Consider the following 5,871-nt stretch of genomic DNA (forward strand, 5'->3'; position numbering starts at 1 on the left):
ATATTTTTGTGTTTATCATGTATTTGTTATGTCTTGTTATTGCTTCATTTTAGGATCAAGGATATCTCTGATTCCATCACCAAGAAGGTTGAATCCAAGAACTGTTAAAAGTATGAAGATTCCTGAGATTGTTGCTATATGTGGTGCTGTATTCAGACTTTCCTTTCCAGCTCTTAGAATATTGCCCCATGAAGCTGTAGGAGGTGTTATACCAAGTCCAAGGAAGCTCAATGCCGCTTCTGAAATTATTGCTCCAGCTATGTTAAGGGTAGCATAGACAATTAATGGAGACATAATATTAGGTAAAATATGGTTGAACAAAAGTCTTTTGTTTGATGCACCGAGTGCTCTTACAGCATTGCAGTACTCTTCGTTTTTGACTATGTGTACCTGGCCTCTTACAATCCTTGCATATCTGGGGACATTGGCAATGCCTATGGCCAGAATTACATTATTGAGGCCATTACCAAGGACTGTCATGAGAACTATGGACAACAGTACAAAGGGAAAAGCGAACATTCCATCCATAAATCTCATTATTACTGAATCAACAAGACCTCCCTTGAATCCTGATATGAGTCCAAGGAATACTCCAATTAGTCCTCCTACAATAGTTCCTCCTACGGCCACAATCATTGATATTCTTGAACCGTAGATTATCCTGCTGAGAAGGTCTCTTCCGAATTCATCTGTGCCGAATATATGTCCTTGTTCACCGGGCTTTAAGTGTATGTTGGAAAGACTCATTTCATTTGGATCAAAAGGAGCCAGTATAGGAGACGTTATGGCCATTAAAACCATGATTGTTACTATGACAAGACCGATCATGGCTGTTTTGTTTCTTTTTAGCTTATTCCAGGCATTGTTTGCTTTTCTTTCTTTTTTCAGCATTTCTTCCTGGCTTTTTATATCAAGTGAACTGTTTGACATTAGGATCCTCCTTTCTCACCGTCATAGCTTACCTTCGGATTGACATAGAGATATAAAATATCGACTATGAGATTGACGAACACGAATATAAAGGCTATAAATAGAATCGAGCCTTGGATAAGCATATAATCTCTGTTTTCTATTGCATCAACTATCATTCGTCCCATTCCTGGCCAGCTGAAAATTGTTTCAGTTAGTATTGCTCCCGAGAGTGAGGTAGAAACCTGAAGACCTATTACTGTGAGTATTGGAGGAAGAGCGTTTTTAAATGCATGCTTCCATATTACTATGTTTTCTTTTAATCCCTTTGAACGAAGAGATTTGATATAATCCTGTTTGATTATGTCCAACATGCTTGAACGTGTTATTCTTGCAAAGGTTGCTGCCGGTATTGTTGCCAGGCAGACGCAAGGTAGTATTAAATGCTTGATTACATCCCAAAGTCCCTTGTCCATACTTCCCATGCCTATTGAAGGCAGCCATTCCAGATTAACACTGAAAACAAGTACAAGCATAAGTCCCAGCCAGAATATTGGCATGGATACACCGACTAATGCTCCAATCATTGACACATAATCAAATATTGAATACTGTCTTGTAGCAGATATAATTCCTATTGGTATTGCAATGAACATGGCAAGCAACATACTGATTGCAGTCAATATCAACGTGTTTGGAAATCTTTCCAAAATTAGTTTCATAACAGGTTCATTGTAGGCATATGATTTGCCGAAATTGCCTTTTAGTAAGTCCTTTAAATATATTAAATACTGCTCTGCAATGTTTTTATTTAGTCCTAGTGCTTCTCTTAATTCTTCAACTGCTTCTACTGGGGCCTGTGGTCCAAGCATGGTTAATGCAGGGTCTCCAGGAATCATTCTGGTAATTACAAATATTATTGTGGAAACAATAAAGAGTATGGGAATTAGTTGCAATATTCTTTGAAGAATTGTTTTTACCATTTTTTCACTCCTTAGCTGGATATAGTTGAAATTTTTGTATAACCGAAGACTCTGCATATGAACACAGAGTCTTCGGCGATGAATTTTTACTTCATCCAAACATTTATTTCAGGGGAACAAACGACGATTTTGCCATCAGCTCTCATCTCGAAATCTTGTACTGCTGGATTGAATCCGAAAATTGATTTTTCGTTTGAATAATTGATTCTTGAATAGTTTTCTGTTATAAGCTTCAGAGCTTCCTTATAAAGTACTGCTCTTTCGTCAGTATCAGTAATTGCTAGCGCTTCATCTAACAGTCTGTCAACTTCAGGGTTGTTGTATCCTTGACCGTTACCTAGTGCACCTATTTCACTACTGTGGAACATTTTGTTTAGGAAGAAGAATGGATCTGGATACCAGGTCCAAGACATTCCGTACATGTCGGCTTGTCCGCTTGAAGCGATTTCGCTGAAAGTACCCCATTCAGAAGTTTTTATTTCAACATCAATGTTAAGATTCTGCTTAAGGTATGCTTGAAGAATTGTAGCCATTTTAACTCTTGCAGCCTTGTTGGAAACATATATTTCCAGTGCAAATCCATCAGGATATCCTGCTTCAGTAAGTAATTGTTTTGCCAGCTCAGGATCATATGATGGTACTATGCTCTCAAGTGAAGAATCATATCCCCATGAACCTGGAGGCAATGGAAGATAAGCTCTTTGAGCTTCATCAAATTGATATATTCCCTTAACCATTTCATCAATGTCGACAGCTCTTATTATAGCTTCTCTGACTTTGATATCAGCAGTTGGTCCGTTCATTAGGTTCATGTACATATATGCAACATGAAGACCAGGTACTTCTTGGATTATAAGGTCTGCATCGTCTTTAACTATCTTTACACTCTCTCCGCCTAGATCTGTTGCAATATCTATTTCGCCTGTTCTAAGTGCATTGGTCATCTGACTTGCATCTGTGATGATTTTGAATATTACACCGTCAACATAAGGAGTTCCAGCCCAGTAGTTTTCGTTTTTAGCAAGAATTACTTCCTGGTCTTTCTTGAATTCTTCTAATGTGAAAGGTCCTGTACCTACAAGGTGAGATCCGAATGAATCTCCCCAACCTTCAACCTCTTCCTGAGGAACTATTACATTTCCTGCATCAGTAAGAACTGTAAGGAATGCTGAACTTGGCTCTTTAAGATAGATTGCAACTTCAAAGTCATTGATTATATCTACATGGTCAACCATTCCAAGTCTGTTCATTGCAGATTGGGTAGCAGATCTTTCAAGAGCATATTTAACATCAGCTGCAGTTAGTTGTTTTCCATCTTGATAGTCACCTTTTTGGAAATATACATCATCTCTAAGCTTGAAGGTATATACCATACCGTCTTCGCTTGTAGACCATTCTGTAGCCAGGTTTGGAGCAATTCCTGATAAATCATGCTTGTAAGCTACAAGAGTGTCGGCCACGCTTCCTATTACTTGGCTTTCATATGTTCCTGTATACATGATTGGATCAAGATTCTTTGGAGAAGAAGATAGTGCAATTGTTATTACTCCACCAAACTTATCGTCTTCTGAAACAGGTTCGTTTGAATCAGGTTCCTCTGCTGGTTCTGCCGGCTCAGTTGGTTCAGTCGGTTCAGCTGGTGCTGCAGGTTCTTCTGCAGGTTTGCTACATCCAGCGAAAACTGATAAACACATAACTAAAACCAATAGAAGTGATAAAAATTTTCTCTTGTTTGTCATTGTTTCCTCCCTTTAATAAATGTTTTTATATTTAGCATTGAAAATGCTAATTATCAATATTTTACGACTGGTACTTTTTGCAGTCGCCGTACATTTCTACAAGTTTCTTGAAATTATCTTCGTTGTAGAAGCTGCATTTATCTGTTGAATAATCCTTTGCTACTTCTACTGCAAATCGAGCAGCTGTTTCCACATCCAAAGGATGGGAAGCTCCAGTAGCACATCCTGCCACTGCTACTTCTGTTGTGATGGCAACTCCTACAACAGGTGAATCTGTTGCTATTGCCGGCTGAAGTATGCTGTTTAAATGAGTAAGTTCATTTGAATAAGGTGTGATATCCTGTGTAGAAAGTGCAAATACATTTGGAAGTCTTCCAGTGACTCTCTTTGAAATTTCGAGCATATCGTTGCTAACAGGAAGAATATATCCTTCTTTTACTGTTGGTGATAATGCTATGCCGTTGCAGTTTATAACTTCATTGCCTTTTGTTGTGTCTATTGAAAGTATGGCATCCATTTCATCAATAACTTCAACCTTGTTCATTTGATCCATATCTACTGGAGAACCCATGAATGGAACTGGATAGTGTTCCTGAGTAGGAGCGTTGGGACAAATATGTGTAGTTATTATAACATCACCTTTTAGATTATCGCCATGTCCTTTCATATCTATAAGCTTTAAAGCAGCAGATAGTGCGGCCAGTGCACCGTCTCCATCTGACACGAATCCTTTAACCTCGGGTCTGGCACCGATACCGCCAAGTCTGCCGATGATGCCTAGTGTAGGTGTATTGCCACCTGATGATTTGCCATCTTCACCATTGATTACAATTTTTATGAAGTCTGTTTTGCCTTTATCGCCCTCTACGGTAGTAACTGTAATATCTTCACCACCACGATCCATAAGAAAATCTTTAACCAGATTTCCACTAGCATTATATCTATCTAATAAGTCATGAATTTCTAAAACCTGTTTCAGTAGCATTAGTGCCTCCTTAAGTGTTTATATACATAAAATTGTATTAAATTTAATGAAATATTGATATGTGCATATGCACACAGATGAATCTCCATTTCTTAACTGATGCACATAATATTTCAAATGTTTAACAATAATATTATGAAATTGTATTGAATTCAATATTTAAAGTATTTTGCTGGCATTTTACAATAATGATATAATATTGAAATATCAAGATATATAGACTATATGATTTTAATTTGCGGAATAATGTGTGTAAATTGCAAGCACAAGTAACATTGTGTACACATTGTACATTCAATGTTATGAAAAATATTGAAATCAAAAGTTTGCATATGAATTTTAATAAAAAATATGGCTATTGACAAATTATGTTAATATATAATTATGCGGATTGTGCATATGATTCATTTAATAAGTAATTAAATTTGTCTGGAGGAGTTTATGTTTAATAAAGAAAAAATAGTAAGTAGATTTATGGAGTATGTGAAAATATCGAGTGAATCCGGCAGTGAAGGCGATTTTCACAGGAAGCTTATTGTCGATCTCGATGAACTTGGAGCTGAAGTATCAGTGGATGAAGCAGGCAGCAAAGCGGGAGCAGATGCAAATAATATATATGCTTATCTGAAAGGTAATATGGAAACAGAACCATTGATTTTCAGTTGTCATATGGATACGGTAAAACCCGGTAAAAATATTGAACCTATAATTGAAGATGGACTGATAAAAAGCAAAGGAGATACAATTCTTGGCAGTGATGACAAGTCGGGAATCACTGCAATTGTTGAAGCTGTTAAGCTGATTAAGGAACAGAAGCCGGATCACAGACCTATACAAATGATATTTACAATAAGTGAAGAAGTCGGTTTGAGGGGAGCAAAAAACCTGGATTATGATAGAATCATCGGGAAAAGGTGTTATGTCATTGACAGCAGTGGACCTGTTGGAAAGATAATAGTTCAAGCACCTGCTCACAACAAGATTGTATCAGAAATAACTGGAAAACCTGCCCATGCAGGAATAGCTCCTGAAAAGGGAATAAGTGCAATAATGGCTGGTGCAGATGCCATAAGCACCATGAACCTTCTGAGAATAGATGAAGAAACTACTGCAAATATTGGTACCTTTGAAGCTGTGGGTGCAGCAAACATAGTTAGTCCGGCAGCAAGGATAGTAGGGGAAATAAGAAGCCTTGACAAGTATAAGATTGAAAAGCAGACTAGCCATATGGTGGAATGTTTAAGAAAAGCGGCAG

Annotated in this window: 5 protein-coding genes; 1 reads left to right on the forward strand and 4 read right to left on the reverse strand. The window is 37.5% G+C overall.

The genetic code is table 11. From position 1 onward, the window contains the following. Positions 1–36: 36 nt before the first annotated feature. The 4 genes from AC3AX0_RS05735 to AC3AX0_RS05750 all read right to left on the reverse strand — a co-directional run bounded on the left by AC3AX0_RS05735 (position 37) and on the right by AC3AX0_RS05750 (position 4,616). On the reverse strand, positions 37–930 hold the full coding sequence (locus AC3AX0_RS05735) for an ABC transporter permease (RefSeq protein WP_487549347.1): 894 nt from the start codon (positions 928–930) through the stop codon (positions 37–39). Beyond that, positions 930–1,892: an ABC transporter permease gene (locus AC3AX0_RS05740; RefSeq protein WP_487549348.1), complete on the reverse strand. Its 963-nt coding sequence runs from the start codon at positions 1,890–1,892 to the stop codon at positions 930–932. The genes AC3AX0_RS05735 and AC3AX0_RS05740 overlap by 1 nt, the downstream gene beginning before the upstream one ends. 86 nt (positions 1,893–1,978) lie before the next feature. Next, positions 1,979–3,631 (reverse strand): ABC transporter substrate-binding protein, encoded by a 1,653-nt coding sequence (locus AC3AX0_RS05745; protein WP_487549349.1) that lies wholly within the window; start codon positions 3,629–3,631, stop codon positions 1,979–1,981. 61 nt (positions 3,632–3,692) lie between these two features. Next, positions 3,693–4,616 (reverse strand): DUF1177 domain-containing protein, encoded by a 924-nt coding sequence (locus AC3AX0_RS05750; RefSeq protein ID WP_487549350.1) that lies wholly within the window; start codon positions 4,614–4,616, stop codon positions 3,693–3,695. Positions 4,617–5,057: 441 nt separating this feature from the next. Between AC3AX0_RS05750 and AC3AX0_RS05755 the strand changes: the two genes are divergently transcribed. Further along, positions 5,058–5,871, forward strand: an 814-nt coding sequence (locus AC3AX0_RS05755; RefSeq protein WP_487549351.1) for a M20/M25/M40 family metallo-hydrolase, incomplete at its 3' end; no start/stop codon positions are given.

It is taken from the genome of Dethiosulfatibacter sp., from assembly GCF_983023055.1.

What these genes read in the sequence shown, in the direction of transcription:
- AC3AX0_RS05735 (WP_487549347.1), bottom strand. Translation starts at nt 930, where the DNA reads ATGTCAAACAGTTCACTTGATATAAAAAGCCAGGAAGAAATGCTGAAA.
- AC3AX0_RS05740 (WP_487549348.1), bottom strand. Translation starts at nt 1,892, where the DNA reads ATGGTAAAAACAATTCTTCAAAGAATATTGCAACTAATTCCCATACTC.
- AC3AX0_RS05745 (WP_487549349.1), bottom strand. Translation starts at nt 3,631, where the DNA reads ATGACAAACAAGAGAAAATTTTTATCACTTCTATTGGTTTTAGTTATG.
- AC3AX0_RS05750 (WP_487549350.1), bottom strand. Translation starts at nt 4,616, where the DNA reads ATGCTACTGAAACAGGTTTTAGAAATTCATGACTTATTAGATAGATAT.